Source organism: Phycisphaerae bacterium, assembly GCA_024102815.1.
GTDB lineage: Bacteria > Planctomycetota > Phycisphaerae > UBA1845 > UBA1845 > JAGFJJ01.
The window spans coordinates 41,827-55,899 of record JAGFJJ010000069.1; the positions used below are offsets into that span (position 1 = coordinate 41,827).

The window sequence follows — 14,073 nt, forward strand, 5'->3', positions numbered from 1 at the left end:
GGAACTATCGGTGGTCTACTCGATATAGCCCAACGCCCGGAGTCGCCGGCGCACGGCCTCGATTTCCGATTCCGAAAGGGAAGGCGCCGCGCCCGATTTGTGTTCGAACTTTCCCCCGCTGGCGACGTCCCGCAAGACATGAACGGCGAACTCCGTCACGCTGCGGAAGCCGGTGTTCTCGATGATGCGAGAGAGGTTCTCATACAACTCGGCGGGAATCTTGATCGTCACCCGCCCTTTGTCCTTTGGCCCCTTGGCGGTGCTCATCATGCCGCTCCGTCGAAAGGCTCCAATTGGAGTCTAGCAAGGCTCCTTTTGGAGTCAAGATGGATTCATTCCGGATTCCTGTCGAATAGGTTTATCGGACTGATGGCCGCCCGACAACATCATTCCGCGCGACCGCGACTTGACCGATCTCAGGTGGCAGGGTGCTGGCTGACGATGACTCCCTGTACGAGTTTGTGGTTTTTTCGCTAGCTTGCTATTCTGGTCCCCTTCTGGACGACCCAGCATAACAGGACTGCGAATTCACCTCGCCAGGATGCGGGCCGATCTTCCAGGTTATTTTCCAGGCAGCGCCGAGCTCGAGGCCGGTCGCGCGCTGCGCCAATTGCGGCCGAAAGGTTGGTTGAAATGATGCGCAGGTACTTCACTTTTTCTGCCGGTTCGCTGATGCTCGCGCTTGCGACAGGCTGTCCAAACGTGATGCCCACAGGCAATGCCGACGACACCGCGAGGAAGCGCGTGACGCAGGCCGAGATTGATGCGGGCGACTACACGCTGCCGGAGCTGATGTTTATCGGCCGCAATCTCTCCATCCGCAACTGGCGGGTCGAGGACGGATTCGGCAACGCCCGCACGCGATCGGCCCCCAACATCGACCGGCTCCCCGGCCCGGACTCCACGTCGTGCATTAGTTGCCACGGGCTGGGCAACGGCGTGATCCTCGGCTGGGGCAACAACGCCGGCAACGTGCTCGTAGCGCTGGATGATCCGGTGAACCCGACGATCAGCGGCTCGAACGAGCGTAATACGCCGACTGAGCACGGCCTGTCCCTTCTCGAACTCCTCGGTCGGGAGATGAGCCAGGAGCTTCAGGCCATCCGCGACGGCGCCCTGGCCGAAGCCGCGGACAGCGGCAGTGACGTAGCCGCCGCGTTGACCACGAAGGGCATCAACTACGGCACGATCACGGCCCGTGCTGACGGTACCGTGGACACGAGCGGAATCGTGGGGATCGACGCCGACCTGCGCCTGCGGCCGTTCCACGCCAAGGGGCAGGAGGCCACCATTCGCATCTTCACGCGGAACGCGCTCAATCGACACCACGGCATTCAGTCCACTGAATTCCTGCTGTTCAAGGACGCCGCCAACGACCCCGAGGCCTGGGACGAGGACAGCGACGGCGTGGTCAATGAGCTTACCGAAGGCGAGCTGACCGCCATGACGCTGTTCCAGATTTGCCTGCCGATCCCGCAGGAAGTGGACCAGGACAATGCGTCGATCGCCCGCGGCCGGGCACTCATGGACACGATCGGCTGCACGGCTTGCCACGTTCCGTCTCTGACGCTCGATGATCCGACATGGCGCTCCACGAGCTCGGCCGGCGTGATGCTGGAGGTTGACATTACCGACAACGCCCAACTGGGTGCGGGCCGTCCGCAGCGCGAGGCCGACGGGACGGTCGAGGTCGGGCTGTGGGGGGACCTGAAACGACACGACCTCGGGCCGGAGTCCCACGAGCCGCTGGATCAGCCCGTCGATCTCAGCATGCCGGACTACGAGCCGGATTCCTTTGCGGCGCACATCGCCGAGACGCTGCCGCCGATTCCGCGCGAGCTGATGATGACGACCGAGCTCTGGGGCGTCCGCGATACCGGCCCTTGGTGGCATGACGGCAGCTCGCCGACGATCCACGATTCCATTCTCCGCCACGGGGGCGAGGGCCAAGCATCGGCCGAGGCCTACGCGGCGCTTTCTCCCGAGGACCAGGCCGATCTGCTCAAGTTCCTCGACTCCCTCCAGGTGGCACCGGTGGGCGAAGTGATGTTCTCCGCGTCGGGGGATGCGGGCGCGAAGAGCGCGGCGGGGGGGGAGAATCAATAGCAGCTTCGATTTCGCCGCCAGATTTGTCACCCCGCGCGACGTGGACGCGTGTTGCTTGGCTAGGTTATAGTTGCTCAGCAGGCGCCCGCGGAGACGGTTCCTGCTTCGATGCCGCATGATATTCGGAGTGGATGAAGTCGGGCCGCCCGGCTGCACCAGTTAGGTCGGCATGGATGATCCGTTTCGGAATTCAGGTTCATGTTTCCCGCGCTGGATGGGCCACGGTTCACCTGGACACTGAAGATCGCGGACTCAACATTCGCTGTTCTGACCTTGGGGGTGACCGTATCGGCCAACTCGCGAGGGCCTTCGTGCAACTCCTCGGAGATTCACACGGCAAGGCCGAAGTCGATTGCTGCGGCGAGCCAGAGAATGCGCTGATCAAGCTGCAGCGTGACGAAAGCGAGCTTGAAGTCGCCGTCAAGCGATATCATTGGGAAGGAGACTGTGCTCCCCAGGACGTGGTCCATCGAGCAATCAAATCCGGCAAGATAAGAGACTGGGACGAGTTGCGACACGCTCGAAACAAGAAGGTTGCACTCAGGCAATTTGGTCCCTTTGTTGAAGCAATCAGGTCGTTGGTTCAGTCCTTCCAATACTTGGAGGATCGGATAGGTAGCAAACAGTACGAGGGGAAATGGGGTTTGCTTTTCCCTCGGTCGAGTTATTAGCGATGAAGCAATTCCTGTCCGATTACCAGTACGGCCCGTAGGCCGGGAGGCTCGCATGCTGCGATACCGAGTAATCATCGAACAAGACGAGGACGGGCAGTTCGTTGCCGAATGCCCCACTCTGCCGGGTTGCGTCAGTCAGGGAGCAACGCGCGATGAGGCCCTGGCCAACATAAAGGACGCGATGAACGGCTACCTTGAAAGCCTTCGCAAGCACGGCGAGCCGATCCCGCCGTCGATATGGGAAGAGACGGTGGAGCTGCCGGATTGACCCGCCTGCCGACCATCTCCGGTCGGGAAGCGGTCCGGGCGCTCCAGCAGCTCGGCTATGTGATGGACCACCAAACCGGTGGGCACGTCATATTGCGCCATCAGGATCCGCCACATCGGCGCCTGACTATTCCGAACCACCGCGAATTGGCCAAGGGAACGTTGCGGGCGATCATTCGACAGGCCGGACTGACCGTGGAGGAGTTCGCTGCGCTACTTTGAGGCAGTGGGGCAAATGCATCTGCGCCTCCGCGCGCGAATTCTTGAGGTGGACGGAGATCCCGGGTAATTCGTAACGTACACGGCTCTGCCACTTCGCGATGGGCGAGTGGCGTTGCCTGGCGCCCGACGCGAAACCGCATTCGGCGTCCTTCCATTCGGTACTCCCAAACACCCCCAACACCCTTAACTCAACCCGCACGCTCTACCCCGTTTGTTTACCTGCAAAACGACCGGCCCGGTGAGCTTCAGCCTTCCCCCAGTGCTGAGGGGGCGTTCACTCAACCCTCGATTCAAAACAAGACACCCGTTTTCTAGTGGCGGTTGCCGCCGCCGGTGGTAGGCTATACGTGGTCGGGGCTTGAGGATCGAAGGCGTGTCGTTGCCCACGGGAGGCGTCCCATGTTGGTGATCGCATCAATCGTCACGATTCTCGCCGCGGCCGAAGCGAGCCTCTCCGCCCTTCCGGCCGTCTACATCGTCTGCCTGATCGTCGGCGGAGGATTGCTCCTCGTGTCCCTCCTGGCAGGGGGAGGTTCGGAGCACGCCGCCAACGCCGATCTTACTGGTGACGTGGGCGGCGACGTGGCCATTGCTCCCGATGCGGGTATGGACGTGGGGCACGACTTCGGGGGACATGGCGACCTGGATGCCGGTCACGCCGCCGACCTCGGCAGCGCCGACGGCCAAGCCGCTGTCGCCGACCACGTGTCTTCATCTGCACTATCTCTGGCCAGTTGGTTTTCCGTGCAGTTCGTGGTCTATGCCCTCGCCGTGTTCGGCCTGATTGGAACGACGCTCACCTACCTGACCAGTGTTCCGCCATTCACCGTGCTTGTCGTCGCCGCGGCGGTCGGGCTCCTGCTCGGCCAGGGGGTTCACCAGGCCATGCGGGCCCTGAAGCGCTCGGGTATCAGCAGCGAAATCACCAGTCGTGATTTCCTCCACCAACCCGCCCGGGTAAGCGTACCCATCGATCCCGGCCGGCGGGGTGAAGTAGCCGTGGCGCTGCGCGGCGGAGAGCGATTCGTCGCCGCCGTCGCCCGCCGGCCGGACGACCGGTTTCGCACGGGGGATCGCGTCATCGTCGTGGGATTTCAAGCCGGCGTGGCCGTCGTCACCACGCGGGAAGAGTTCGCTTTCGTAACCGGTCAATCGACGGAGCAGAACACATGAACTGGGTCACATTGGCACAATCCGATGCGGCGGGAGCTGCGATCCTCATTGGTTTCGGCCTGTTGGTCGTGGTCGTCGCGTTCATCTCGCTGGTGGCCAAGTTCACGGTCGTGGGGAACCCCAGCGAGGTGCTGGTTATCAGCGGACGGCGCTCGGCCGACCAACTCGGCTACCGCACGCTCATCGGCGGGCGAACGATCGTCATCCCCATTATCGAAAAAGTCGATCGCGTCAGCTTGCGGAACATGCAGGTGGCGCTGGAAGTCAAGGCGCAGTCCGGCGGCGGGAAGATGATCCCCATCACCGTAACCGGCGTTGCCAACGTCAAGGTCTCTTCCGAGCCGGAGATTCGCGGAAACGCGATCGAGCGCTTCCTGGGGCAACACCAGGAGGTCATGGAGCGTGTCGCCCGCGAAACGCTGGAAGGCGGCCTGCGGGCCGTCATCGGCAAGATCACGCCCGAGGAAATCGTCGAAGACCGCGACAAGTTCGTGGCCACGGTGATGAACGAGGTCAACGACGACTTCCGCAAGCTGGGCATGGTCATCGACAGCGTGAACATCCAGAACGTCCACGACGACGATCAGTACCTGGAGTCCATCGCTCGCAAGGCCTCGGCCGATGTTCGCGCCAGCGCCCGCCAGTTCGAGGCTCAGCGCAAGGCCGATGCCGACGTGAAAGAGGCCGAGGCTGAGTCCCAGGCACGCAAGGCGCGCGCGGAACGCGACGCCGAAGCTCGCTCGGCCGAAGCCGCGGGACATCAGAAAGCCGAGTCCGCCCGGCTCGGCGCGGAAAAGGCCATCGCCGAAGCCAACAACGCCCTGCGCATCCGCCAGGCCGAGCTCGCCCGCGAGGCGGCCATCAAGGAAGCCGAAGCTCAGGAGGCCGCCGCCCAAGCGGAAGAGGCCCGGCTGTTGGCCACGCAGGTGAAACAGGCCAACGCCGACCGCGACACGGCCAAGGCCCAGGCCGAGGGCGCCGCTTCGACCATCCTCGAAGAGGGCAAGGCTCGCGCTCAGGCCATCGAGCAGATCGGCGCGGCCATTCAGCGTCACCCCGATGCTCTCAAGGTGCTCCTTGTCGAGATGATGCCGGGCGTCGTGCAGGAATTGACCAAGACCATCGCCAACGTCGACCTCAGCGCCGTCACCGTGATCGACGGCGGCGACGGGCGGGCGATCAGCGGCGCCGCCCTCGGCCGGGCAAGAATGCTCGCGGAATCACTGGCGACGCTCGAGTCGGTGCTCGGCGTCGACCTGCGGGCCCTGACGCGCAACGTCGCGGAGAACTTGGTGCAGAAGTCCGACGGCAAGCCTCAACCCGCCGCCACGGTTATGACGACACAAGGTGCCGCCAAGCCGCATTAGTTCGCTGCGCCCGCGTTCAGCTTCGGGCCCACGCGACCCAAGGGGCCCGTCAGTTCTTCCGCATGATATAAAACACATAGCCGAACGTGTCACCGAAGCGGTGGCAGATGTCGATCTCGCGCTCGTGGTCCTTGAGCACTTGCGCGAGGTCGGCGTCGCGTGCGGCCTTGGGTCGAAACCGGGCAATGCGTCGTTCGATCGGTGTCAGGTACTCGTCCCACCAGGCGGCGCGGGGCAGCACAAAATGATCGATCAGGTCGAATCCCGCCGCGACGGCGCGAGTTTCGTTGCCGGCAATACCGGTCATGGGCGGATATTCCACATTCCAGAAGGTCCGACACGCCGAGGGAGGATCGTCCACGAGCCACGTGGCCTCGCTCGCAACGACGATGCCGCCGTCCCGGAGCATCGGCCGCCAGAGTCGCAGGCCTTCCCCAAAGCCGACGTTGTAGATTGCTCCCTCGCACCAGATCAGGTCGATGCTCCCGGGCGGCTGGTCGAGCTCCTCCATCCTTCCGAGGCGCGTTTCCACCAGGTCGGCAAGACCCGCGTCGAAGGCAGCCCGGCGAAGCTGGCCGAGGAAGGGCTCGTGAATGTCGACGGCGACGATCTTGCGGCGCAGTTCGCGTGCGAGCACAAGGGTCTGCTTGCCCGGCCCGCACCCGACGTCGAACACACACAAGTCGAATGCGGGTTCCCGGCTTTCGGTTCCGAGCCGCGATCTGCCTGCCGCTGCCCGCGCACGATTCAGCGCTTCGAGCGTGGCCAAGTCGCTGCCCGGTCCCTCGCGGGGGAGATCGCGGTGCAGTTCAAAGAAGGCTTGCCAGTTCACGGAGCGAATCCCGGTTTGTCACGGCCGCCCGTAGGCCGATCCCGAAGAAGCCTTGGCATGCTTCCGGATGAGCACGCTGGCAGCAGTAAGCAGCAGCAGCACCGACGCAACCAAGCCCCAATCGCCCAATGCCGGGACTTCGAACAAACAGGGGACGAACGACGGCGGATCGCCTGCGCCGCCCCACATGTCGACGAAGCGGCTCCAATCATCGCAGTCGATGTCTCCATCCCCATCAACGTCGCCCGGCGTACATTCCGGTGGGAGCGGGTCTCCCTCCGGTCCGGTGAAGCAGTCTCCGAAAGCGACAAAGTCCTCCTCGTCGACGACACCGTCTCCATCAAAGTTGAACGGGATGTCCGCGGGAATGTCGACCGTGAAAATTCCGCGTCCGTGCGTTACCGCAAGCAGCGTATGCGAGTGATGCATGAACAGCAGGTCATCGACGCTGGCGTTGGCCGGACCTTCGTTCTGGGTGGACCAGGTTGCCCCGCCGTCGGCCGAGGCAAAGACGCCCACTTCCGTACCCGCATACAGCCAATCCGATCGGTTGGGATGGCGGGCGAGTCCATTGATCGGCGCGTCGGGCAGTCCCGTCGGACCGTCTCCCGTGATGTCCGCCCACGTGACGCCGTGGTCTTCCGTTTTCCAGAGGTTGTCTTCGGAAAACCCTCCGAAGCTGACGTAGACCACGTCGGGATCATCCGGGTCGATCAGGATCCGCTCGACGTACCGATTGGGCAGGGGGTTGGCACTGCCGTTGTTATCGACGGCCGACCATGTTGGGGTGCCGGCCGTTCCGTTCGCCGTTCGATGGACCTCGCCGTTGTTCTGGCCGATCCAGATGACGTTCGAGGATCCCGGTGCCACGGCGATGGCGCTGATGTAGTCCGAACCGGGCCCGCGAATGGACTGCCACGCGGGCGTGGATGCCTTGACGTTATTGCTCCTCCAGAGGCTTGCGCCGCCGGCCAGCATCGTGTTCGCGTTGTTGGGGTCGAGGACAAAGGGGGCGACGAAGTTCGCGCTGGCACCGGCGTCGGCGATGCCACTGTAAATGTACTGTGCCGAGAGCCCGCCGTCGGTCGAACGGTGGATTCTCAAATTGACATATTCGCCGTAGCAGTAATTCGCGTTCGTTGCGTCGATGGCGCAGAACCCGCCGTCTCCCCCGAATGTCAAATGGGCTTGGTCGTTGCCGGCGGCAAGCCGCAATGTTCCGTTGTCCTGGGTTCCGCCCAGGATTCGCCCGCTTGGTCCGTCGCCGGCGGCGGCGTAGAACTGCACCGTGCGGTAGGATGCGTCGAGCTTCGCCCAGCCGGACGTGGTCGAGGCGGTGTAGATGTCTTCCGTACGCCAGACGCCTCCATCCGTGCCGACGTACACCGCCTTGTTGTTGATGCCGTCGAACCCCGGGTCGCCCGTGATGACGTGATTGTCCACGTGCGGCTGCTGGCTCATGATGTACCCGGCGCTGATCTGCGTCAGGTGCGCGCCGCCGTCCGTGCTCTTGTAGAAGTTGTATCCGCCGGTCACCAGGAAATCGGGATTCGTAGGATCGACCCACAACGGGTTGGCATACCAGCTCACGCCGCTGCTCTGCGACGCAACGGTGCGAAGTTCGTAGCTCTGTCCGCCATCGATCGATCGCCAGATCTTACCACCGTCTGCCGCGGCGGACGCGTAGACGATATCCGGCTGGCTCGGCGCATAGGCGAGCTCAATGCGAGAGTAGAATCCGTATACGCGGCTGAGTCCGCCGGCGCACGTGTTCCATGAGAGCCCTCCGTCGGTCGAATAGACCGCGCGGTGAAACTAGTCTCCCACATCCCAGTCGTAGTCGAGGATATGGCCCACCGCGTTGTTCCCGTTGGTGGGGTCGTAGGCCACGTAGTACGAACCCTGGGCCGGAAGCGGATTCGTCCACGTCCGGCCGCGATCGGTACTTCGTCGAATGCCGCCGTAGAGTGTGGCCGCGAGCAACGTGTCGGGGACATCCGGAGAAACCGCGATCCGGTTGACGTTTTCCCAATTGGCCGTGCTGAGCAATGGAAACCAATTGACCCCGCCGTCCGTTGATCGGTACACGCCGGCACCGCCCAATGCGTCCCCGTTAAAGAACCCCTCACCGGTTCCGGCGTAGAGCAAGTCCGGATCCAGCGGGCTGATGGCCATCGAGCAGATGGCCAGATTCGGGAGCCAGTCATTCACCGGAGCCCAGGTCGCTCCGCGGTCAACACTCTGCCAGATGCCCCCGCTGACCGCCCCGGCCCAGAGCGTGTTTGGATCAAGGGGATGAATAACAAGCGAACGTGTCCGCCCGCCGACGTTGTTGGGGCCGCGCTCCATCCACTTGTCGGGATCGATGCCGGCCAGCGTCTTGTCGGGTTGCGCCAGCCAGAAATCCGCGTTGGCCTCTCGCTGCGCAAGGGCAATACGCAACGCGTCCTTGGCAATCTCCCCATTCTCGTCCCTCCAGCGCAGGCGGCGCCAACGCATGGCCTCATCTGGATGAGTGGCGCGTTCAGGCTTGCCGACGGACGGGCCTCGAACCGGGTCGGGGGCCGGCGCCGGTTGAACGGAAGCGCGGTTCGGAGAGGTGGTGTCCGGAACAAGGAAATCGGGCGCGGGGGCGATGATCGCCGCTGCGATGACAACCAGCCCGATCGCCGCAAACAAAAGTTGTGTGTGTCTCTGCACCATCGCCTCCCAGTCACTTCCCGGCGGCTACCCGGGCTGGGTTTTCCATCTTAACCGACCCGAAATCGAACACAAAGCAATGAAAGGCGCGGCAAGGGCGGCTTCAATTCATACGTTATTGTCGTGGCTCTGAAAGCCGGCAAAAATGCTCGCGGAATCACTGGCAACGCTCGAGTCGGTGCTCGGCGTGGACCTGCGGGCCCTGACACGTAGCATTGCGGAGAACCTCGTGCAGAAGTCCGGCAGCAATCCTCAACCCGCCGCCACGGTCATGACTTCGCAGGGAATCGCCAAGCCGCACTGATCTGCTGCAGCCGCGCGGACTGGAATCGGCGGCTCAGGAGATGGTCCGCACCGCGGAACCTGGCCCGAGTATGCCCACGCTTCGTTGCGAACCGTGGGCATAGCACCCGGCACTAAGCTGGAGCTGACCGGTGGAGTCTGTATACCGCAATGCCGGCTCCGACGATGAGTAGGGCCATGGCGGCGAGCCCCCATTCAGAGTTGGCTGGAACGTCCCCACAAGATCGAACAACCGCATCGTCTACCTTGATCGTGGCCACAAATTCGCCTGTCACGAGTGTCTCGATGTCCGTGCGGTTGTCCGGTGTTTGTCCCTCTGGTATTTCAAGCGGCGCCTTGTGGAGACCGTATTGGAGTGCGTCAGAGAAGTACAAGACACCACGGGTTGAGTCGATCGCAAGGGCGTATGGATTCGTGAACCCGGTACCGGGACGAATCAGATCCTCAACATTCGAACCATCAAAGTCAGCCCGCTGGAGTTTCCCCTGCTGCGTAGTGCCAACACCCTGATCAGTCCAATACAGCTTTCCGCGGTGAATATCCAGAGCCACGTCGCGCTCTGCGACAAGGCCTGTTACCAGCAACGCGATTCCCATACCGTCGAAGTTGACGCGCCTAACCTCGCCGGCGTGCGTGAAATACAATTGCCCTGCGCAGACATCGAGGTCAATCCACCCGGGGCCCGAACCCTCAACGAAGTCGAGGACAAGCTCTACTTGAGACCCATCGAGATTAGCCCGTTGTATGTCACCACCGCCGTCAGACCAGTACATCTTCCCGCCGATGAGGTCAAGTGCGATGTCATGGAGATTGCCAGGCAGGCCGCTTACGAGAGTTTCCGCGGTACTCCCATCAAGGTAAGCTCGCTTAATGTCACCTCCATCCGTCCAGTAAACGTAGCCACCATCAACATCAACAGCAACTCCGGAGCCCGTATCGATGGATGCGATCACGTCTTCGATATTCGATCCATCGAAATCGGCCCGGCGGACGGCGTGACCGTTGCTCCAATAGACTTTGCCAGCGCTTGCCTCATGCCAACCTCCAACAACCACAAATGTGACCGCGATGAAGCGAAGTATCCCGTTGGTTGGTGTCATTGCCCGCTCCTTCACCGGGAATTTCAGCGGATTCGACCTGCAACCATGGCCCTTTCCGTCGATACAGCAAGGCGAAGCAGTCTGCATTCTATGGCGAGTCGATTTCGGCAAAGCTCTCTTACCAGCATCGTCACCAGGCCCACGGTGCCTCGCAAATTACAACCTCTTCGGCCCCGCCTTGCGGACGTCTTCCGCGCAACCGTCGGAGAAGAGCTTGAAGTTCTCCAGGTAGCGGGCGGCCAGGGCGTCGTACTTCTTCCAGTACTCGTCCTTGTTGCCCCAGGTATTGGAGGGGTCGAGCACGTCGGCCGGGACTTCCGGGCAGCTCTTGGGAACTTCGAAGCCGAAGAGTTTGTCCTTGCGGAACTCGGCCTCCTTGAGCTTGCCGTCCAGGGCGGCGTTGAGCAGGGCGCGGGTGTGGTGAATGCTCATGCGCTTGCCCACGCCGAAGGGGCCGCCGGACCAGCCGGTGTTGACCAGCCAGCAGGCCGCGCCGTGGCGGCTCATCTTCTCCTGGAGCAGGCGAGCGTACTCAAAGGGGTGGTGGACCATGAACGGAGCACCGAAGCAGGCGCTGAAGGTGATCTGCGGCTCGGTGCCCAGCCCGATCTCCGTGCCCGCGATCTTCGAGGTGTAGCCGCTGATAAAGTGGTACATGGCCTGCTGTGGGTTCAGCCGGGCAATGGGCGGCAGCACGCCGGAAGCATCGCAGGTCAGGAAGATCACATTCTTCGGGTGCGAGCGGGCCATGCGATCCGGAATGGTGTTCTCGATGAACTCCAGGGGATACGAACAGCGCGTGTTCTCGGTGAGGCGATCCTCGTCCAGATCGATGCAGCGCGAGGTCGGATCGTAGGCCACGTTCTCCAGGATCGTGCCGAAGCGGCGCGTTGTGGCGTAGATCTGCGGCTCGTGTTGTGGAGAGAGGCGGATCACCTTCGCATAGCAGCCGCCCTCGAAGTTGAACACACCGTTGTCGCTCCAGCCGTGCTCGTCGTCGCCGATGAGGGCGCGGTGGGGGTCGGCCGAGAGCGTGGTTTTGCCCGTTCCGGAAAGGCCGAAGAACAGGGCGACGTCGCCGTCCCGGCCGACGTTGGCCGAGCAGTGCATGGCCATGACGCCCTTGAGCGGCAGCAGAAAGTTCATCACGGTGAAAATGGTCTTCTTGATCTCGCCGCCGTAGCTGGTGTCGGTGATCAGCGCCATGCGCTGGGCGAAGTTAAGTACGATGCCGGTCTCGCCGCGCGTGCCGTCGATCGTGGGATCGCACTTGAAGCTGGGGACGGCGATGACCGTGAATTCGGGCACGTGCTTCTTGCAGGCCTCGATGCTGTCGAGGGGGATGAACATGTTGCGGGCGAAGTGGCTCTGCCAGGCCGTGTCCGTGATGATGCGGATGGGCATGCGGTACTCGGGGTCGGCCCCGACGTAGCAGTCCTGAACGAACAGCTCCTCGCCCTGGAGAAAAGCCTGCAAGCGTTGCAGGAGGGCGTTGAACTTGTCCGTGCTGAAGGGGCGGTTGTAGTTACCCCACCAGATTTTTTCTTCCGTCGAGGCCTCGTGGACAATGTACTTGTCCGCCGCGGCGCGTGCCGTGTGCTTGCCGGTGTGCACCACGAAGGCGCCGCCGTGGGTAAGATGTCCCTCGCCACGGAACACCGCCTCCTCCACCAGGGAGGACGTGGGCAGGTTCCAGAACACCTGGTCCAGATGAGCGAGCCCGTGGTTCTTCAGGCCGAAGTCACTGGCCAGATCCCTGGCTTGCTTTGCCGCAGGCGTAGCGAATTCGAGGTATTTCGGCATGGGAGCACTCTGCGATTATTTCAGGTTAACGACTTCGATGGCAATCGCCCAGTAACCCACTGAGCAGTTCTGCTTTCTCATTCCGCATTCCGCATTCACAATTCAACATTCACTCCCTACATCCAGTCGCGTACGAGCTTGCGGTTACCGATGTAGAGCTCGTTCGGCGCGTTGGGATCCAGCGCCCACTTCATCCGCTCGATGCCCTCGGTGATGTCCTTGATCGCCCCGCAGGTGGAAAGCCGCAGGTGGCCGTCCAATCCGAATTCGATCCCCGGCACGGTAAGCACGCGGACCTTGTCCACGAGCATCTGGGCGAGCTTGGATGAGTTCTTGTCGTAGTAGCTGAAATCCGCGAAGCAATAGAAGGTTCCGTCAGGCGTATGACAGCGCACGCCTTCAAAGGACTTGAGCAGGCTCACCAGGACGTTGCGGTTGTTCTCCAGCGTCAGGCGGAGACTTTCCACGCTGGACTGTACGCCGTTGAGCGCCGCCGCCGCGGCGTGCTGGAGCAGAACCGAAGGTCCTGACGTCTGGTGGCCCTGGATGTTGGTCATCGTCTCGATGAGTTTCTTGTTGGCGACCGCCCAGCCGATGCGGAAACCGGTCATGGCGTACTGCTTGGATACCCCGTTGATGACCACGAGCTTGGAACTCTCGCCCAGGTCCTTGGCGTAGTTGTAGCAGTTGAGCGGCTTGCGCCCGTCGAAGAGCAGGCGCTGGTAGATGTCGTCCATGATGAGGTACAGCCCGCGCTTCTCGCAGAACTGGACGATGTCGCTGATGAACGACTCGGAATAGGCCGCGCCCGTCGGGTTGTTCGGGCTATTGATGATGACGGCTTTCGTGTAGCTGCCGACCTTCTGCTCGATGTCGCGCAGCGTGGGATAGAAGCTGCCGTCTTCGGGAATGACCGGAACGGGGACCGCGCCGCAAAGCTTCACCATTTCCGGATAGCTCACCCAGTAGGGACAGGGGAAGACGACTTCGTCCTGCGGGTTCAGAATGGCCTGAAGGCAGACCATGATCGCCTGCTTCGCCCCGCCGGAAGCCATGACATGCTCCGGCGCGACCTTCCGGGCGTAGCATTCTTCCGTGTTGCGGATGATCGCCTTTTTCAGCGCGGGTATACCGTCGGCCGGTGTGTAGCGGATTTCACCTGTGCCGAGCAGGGCCGCGGCCGCGACGATCGCGTCCATCGGCGGTTTGCTCTTGGGTTCGCCGCCGCCTAGGTGAATGACCGGTTCGCCCTTTTCGCGTAGCAGCGCGGCCGTCTCGTTGAGCTTGAGCGTTGCCGACTGCCCGATGGAACGTGCGATCTGGCTGAGACTCATCGTGGTTCTCGTCAGGGGTTGCTTCAGGTTACGTTGCGCCCGTTAAACAACGCAGGCCCGCGGCCGGCGGAAACTTGCCCGATGCGCCCATGGGCGCTCATCTGCGCGGGCGGCCGAACGCGGGCGAGACCATCAGCGGAAAGCCTGCAAGGCTCATGCCACGCGGGTGACGGGAGGGCGGAGTTGCCGACA

General features: G+C 62.6%; 13 protein-coding genes. 6 read left to right on the top strand and 7 right to left on the bottom strand.

The window, feature by feature from the left end; genetic code table 11:
• Positions 1–15: 15 nt before the first annotated feature.
• Complete coding sequence (locus J5J06_16410; protein ID MCO6438677.1) at positions 16–270, bottom strand: CopG family transcriptional regulator; 255 nt, start codon at positions 268–270, stop codon at positions 16–18.
• 363 nt (positions 271–633) lie between these two features.
• Here J5J06_16410 and J5J06_16415 point away from each other — a divergent pair, with 363 nt between their 5' ends.
• The 5 genes from J5J06_16415 (at position 634) to J5J06_16435 (ending at position 5,809) form a co-directional block, all read left to right on the top strand.
• Positions 634–2,106 (top strand): hypothetical protein, encoded by a 1,473-nt coding sequence (locus J5J06_16415; protein ID MCO6438678.1) that lies wholly within the window; start codon positions 634–636, stop codon positions 2,104–2,106.
• 729 nt (positions 2,107–2,835) lie between these two features.
• Positions 2,836–3,048 carry a type II toxin-antitoxin system HicB family antitoxin gene (locus tag J5J06_16420; protein ID MCO6438679.1) on the top strand — a complete coding sequence of 71 codons (213 nt, stop codon included), beginning with the start codon at positions 2,836–2,838 and terminating at the stop codon, positions 3,046–3,048.
• Positions 3,045–3,269, top strand: coding sequence for a type II toxin-antitoxin system HicA family toxin (locus J5J06_16425; protein MCO6438680.1), 225 nt, complete (start codon positions 3,045–3,047; stop codon positions 3,267–3,269). Before J5J06_16420 ends, J5J06_16425 begins: the two co-directional genes overlap by 4 nt.
• Positions 3,270–3,668: 399 nt before the next feature.
• Complete coding sequence (locus tag J5J06_16430) at positions 3,669–4,442, top strand: hypothetical protein (GenBank protein ID MCO6438681.1); 774 nt, start codon at positions 3,669–3,671, stop codon at positions 4,440–4,442.
• Positions 4,439–5,809: a hypothetical protein gene (locus J5J06_16435; GenBank protein ID MCO6438682.1), complete on the top strand. Its 1,371-nt coding sequence runs from the start codon at positions 4,439–4,441 to the stop codon at positions 5,807–5,809. Before J5J06_16430 ends, J5J06_16435 begins: the two co-directional genes overlap by 4 nt.
• A 49-nt stretch (positions 5,810–5,858) precedes the next feature.
• On the opposite strand, the gene J5J06_16440 is transcribed toward J5J06_16435, so the two are convergent.
• The 3 genes from J5J06_16440 to J5J06_16450 form a co-directional block, all read right to left on the bottom strand.
• Positions 5,859–6,641, bottom strand: coding sequence for a class I SAM-dependent methyltransferase (locus tag J5J06_16440; protein MCO6438683.1), 783 nt, complete (start codon positions 6,639–6,641; stop codon positions 5,859–5,861).
• A gap of 18 nt (positions 6,642–6,659) precedes the next feature.
• The gene (locus tag J5J06_16445; protein MCO6438684.1) at positions 6,660–8,231 is read right to left on the bottom strand and encodes a hypothetical protein; all 1,572 of its coding nucleotides are present in this window, start codon (positions 8,229–8,231) and stop codon (positions 6,660–6,662) included.
• Positions 8,232–8,456: 225 nt separating this feature from the next.
• Positions 8,457–9,344 (bottom strand): hypothetical protein, encoded by an 888-nt coding sequence (locus J5J06_16450; GenBank protein ID MCO6438685.1) that lies wholly within the window; start codon positions 9,342–9,344, stop codon positions 8,457–8,459.
• A gap of 142 nt (positions 9,345–9,486) precedes the next feature.
• Between J5J06_16450 and J5J06_16455 the strand changes: the two genes are divergently transcribed.
• On the top strand, positions 9,487–9,645 hold the full coding sequence (locus tag J5J06_16455) for a hypothetical protein (GenBank protein ID MCO6438686.1): 159 nt from the start codon (positions 9,487–9,489) through the stop codon (positions 9,643–9,645).
• Between the two features lie 112 nt (positions 9,646–9,757).
• Here J5J06_16455 and J5J06_16460 read toward each other — a convergent pair whose 3' ends face one another.
• The 3 genes from J5J06_16460 to J5J06_16470 all read right to left on the bottom strand — a co-directional run bounded on the left by J5J06_16460 (position 9,758) and on the right by J5J06_16470 (position 13,881).
• A complete protein-coding gene (locus J5J06_16460; protein ID MCO6438687.1) occupies positions 9,758–10,744 on the bottom strand; it encodes a hypothetical protein in 987 nt (328 codons plus the stop codon).
• A 156-nt stretch (positions 10,745–10,900) separates the two neighbouring features.
• Positions 10,901–12,547, bottom strand: a complete 1,647-nt coding sequence (gene pckA / locus J5J06_16465) for a phosphoenolpyruvate carboxykinase (ATP) (protein ID MCO6438688.1) — start codon at positions 12,545–12,547, stop codon at positions 10,901–10,903.
• A 116-nt stretch (positions 12,548–12,663) separates the two neighbouring features.
• Entirely contained in the window at positions 12,664–13,881 is a 1,218-nt protein-coding gene (locus J5J06_16470; protein ID MCO6438689.1) for an aminotransferase class I/II-fold pyridoxal phosphate-dependent enzyme, read from the bottom strand.
• Between the last annotated feature and the right edge of the window lie 192 nt (positions 13,882–14,073).

Coding starts and splice junctions, on each gene's coding strand:
- J5J06_16415 (MCO6438678.1), top strand. CDS start 634: ATGATGCGCAGGTACTTCACTTTTTCTGCCGGTTCGCTGATGCTCGCG.
- pckA (MCO6438688.1), bottom strand. CDS start 12,547: ATGCCGAAATACCTCGAATTCGCTACGCCTGCGGCAAAGCAAGCCAGG.
- J5J06_16460 (MCO6438687.1), bottom strand. CDS start 10,744: ATGACACCAACCAACGGGATACTTCGCTTCATCGCGGTCACATTTGTG.
- J5J06_16435 (MCO6438682.1), top strand. CDS start 4,439: ATGAACTGGGTCACATTGGCACAATCCGATGCGGCGGGAGCTGCGATC.
- J5J06_16470 (MCO6438689.1), bottom strand. CDS start 13,881: ATGAGTCTCAGCCAGATCGCACGTTCCATCGGGCAGTCGGCAACGCTC.
- J5J06_16410 (MCO6438677.1), bottom strand. CDS start 270: ATGATGAGCACCGCCAAGGGGCCAAAGGACAAAGGGCGGGTGACGATC.
- J5J06_16430 (MCO6438681.1), top strand. CDS start 3,669: ATGTTGGTGATCGCATCAATCGTCACGATTCTCGCCGCGGCCGAAGCG.
- J5J06_16455 (MCO6438686.1), top strand. CDS start 9,487: ATGCTCGCGGAATCACTGGCAACGCTCGAGTCGGTGCTCGGCGTGGAC.
- J5J06_16450 (MCO6438685.1), bottom strand. CDS start 9,344: ATGGTGCAGAGACACACACAACTTTTGTTTGCGGCGATCGGGCTGGTT.